Annotated in this window: 3 protein-coding genes; 2 read left to right on the top strand and 1 reads right to left on the bottom strand. The window is 43.6% G+C overall.

Annotation, left to right across the window (positions count from 1 at the left end; all coding sequences use genetic code 11):
* Both QZ359_RS09015 and QZ359_RS09010 read left to right on the top strand, forming a co-directional pair.
* Positions 1-428: PAS domain-containing protein (locus tag QZ359_RS09015; protein WP_293965900.1), on the top strand; the 428-nt coding region annotated here is incomplete at its 5' end.
* Positions 310-720, top strand: a complete 411-nt coding sequence (locus QZ359_RS09010; RefSeq protein ID WP_365968101.1) for a solute carrier family 23 protein — start codon at positions 310-312, stop codon at positions 718-720. The genes QZ359_RS09015 and QZ359_RS09010, both read left to right, overlap by 119 nt.
* 237 nt (positions 721-957) lie before the next feature.
* On the opposite strand, the gene ffh is transcribed toward QZ359_RS09010, so the two are convergent.
* Positions 958-2338, bottom strand: a 1381-nt coding sequence (ffh, locus tag QZ359_RS09005) for a signal recognition particle protein (protein WP_293965899.1), incomplete at its 5' end; no start/stop codon positions are given.

The raw sequence follows: 2338 nt of genomic DNA, 5'->3' as shown, positions 1-2338 counted from the left end.
ATCCAGATACAATGTTTGGTAAACGTGTACGTGCTCAATCAGGAAATAGATTAGGAACAGTACACGGTACATTGCCAGATTCTAGAATGAAAAACGTTGAATGGGTTGTCGGCGTATTGCGTAACGGGGATCAAGAATATGTCCGTACAATTGTGCCAGGAACACCAGAAGGCGTTATTAATACCCATAATTACCAAGCAATGTACTATCCAGATGGTTCATATGCTGGAATCAATGAAATCATCTTTAATTTCCAACCATGGCTTGACTGGTACCTCAATACAACTGGTCAACGTCTAGTTGGTGGAAATGCTGCAGCTCCTGCTGGAGGACACGGTGGCGCAGATGCCACATCTGGAGCTTCTGATTCAGGTGATGATGGAGGCCACGGTGGTGGCGCAGACGCTACATCTGGAGCAAGTAACTAATAATAGTTTTAGGAACCATTTTGGTTCCTTTTTTGGCTCTTTGTCAACTGTACTTGGTGGTATGTCAATCCTTCTCTATGGAGTTATCGCCAGCAACGGTTTGAAAGTTTTGATTAAAGAACGTGTTGATTTCGCTCAAATGCGAAACCTCATCATCGCAAGTGCTATGTTGGTCCTTGGACTTGGAGGAGCTATCCTTAAACTTGGTCCAGTTACACTTTCAGGTACTGCCCTATCAGCCATGACAGGAACCATCTTGAACTTGATCTTGCCATACGAAAATAAAGACTAATACTCTTCGAAAATCTCTTCAAACCACGTCAACATCGCCTTGCCGTAGATATGGTTACTGACTTCGTCAGTTCTATCCACAACCTCAAAACAGTGTTTTGAGCAGCCTGCGGCTAGTTTCCTAGTTTGCTCTTTGATTTTCATTGAGTATAAGAGTCTAAACACATCAAAAAACGAGCATTTCCAATTACGGAAGTGCTCATTTTAAAAAAGGAAAGCCCTGCGGCCTTCCCTTGTCTTACTTACGTTTCTTCTTCGCTTTTTTCATTTTGTTAGCCATGCGTTTCATGGACTGTTTCATAGCAAATTCACCAATTTTACCTTTGAGTCCGCCACCAAACATCTGACTCATATCTGGCATTCCTGCTCCTCCGAGAGCTGACAGGTCAGGCATACCACCTTGTCCCATCATTCCTTCAAGGGCAGACATATCCATTCCTCCCATATTTGGCATATTTTTAGGAAGGTTGTTTGGATTGATTCCCATCTGCTTCATCATCTTGTTCATGTCGCCAGACATAACACCTTGCATGAGTTGTTTAGCCTGGTTAAAGTCTTTAATGAATTTATTGACTTCGACAAATGTATTTCCAGAACCTGCGGCAATACGACGACGACGGCTTGGATTTAACAAATCTGGATTTTCACGCTCTTCAGGCGTCATAGAAGAAACAATGGCACGTTTGCGCGCAATCTGGCGCTCATCCACCTTCATGTTTTGAAGGGCTGGATTGTTGGCCATACCTGGAATCATCTTGAGCAAGTCTTCCATCGACCCCATGTTTTGCACCTGATCCAACTGATCAATGAAATCATTGAAATCAAAGGTGTTTTCACGCATCTTCTCAGCCATTTCAAGGGCTTTTTGCTCATCGTATTCCTGAGAAGCTTTCTCAATCAAAGTGAGCATATCCCCCATGCCAAGGATACGGCTAGACATACGGTCCGGGTGGAAGGTTTCGATGTCCGTAATCTTTTCACCTGTACCAGTGAACTTGATTGGTTTTCCAGTAATGTGACGAACAGATAGAGCAGCACCACCACGAGTATCGCCATCAATCTTGGTAAGGATGACCCCAGTCACTTCCAACTGAGCATTAAACTCACGCGCAACATTGGCCGCTTCTTGACCAATCATGGCATCAACAACAAGCAGAATTTCATTTGGTTGAGCTAGTGCTTTCACGTCACGAAGCTCATTCATGAGAAGCTCATCAATCTGCAAACGACCCGCCGTATCAATCAAGACATAGTCATTATGATTGGCTTGGGCTTGTTCCAAACCTTGACGTACAATCTCAACAGCTGGTACTTCTGTTCCAAGAGCGAAGACAGGCACATCAATCTGTTGTCCAAGTGTTTTCAACTGGTCAATGGCAGCTGGACGATAAATATCCGCCGCAATCATCAAAGGACGAGCATTTTCTTCTTTCTTAAGTTTGTTGGCCAATTTACCAGCAAAAGTTGTTTTACCAGCCCCCTGCAAACCAACCATCATGATGATTGTAGGAATCTTAGGTGACTTGATAATTTCTGCCGTATCAGAACCTAAAACGGCTGTCAGTTCCTCATCAACGATTTTGATAATCTGTTGCGCTGGATTAAGGGTATCAATGACC

It is taken from the genome of Streptococcus sp. (assembly GCF_019414905.1).
In the GTDB taxonomy this organism is placed as follows: Bacteria; Bacillota; Bacilli; order Lactobacillales; family Streptococcaceae; genus Streptococcus.
This window is presented reverse-complemented; position numbering and strand designations above follow the sequence as displayed.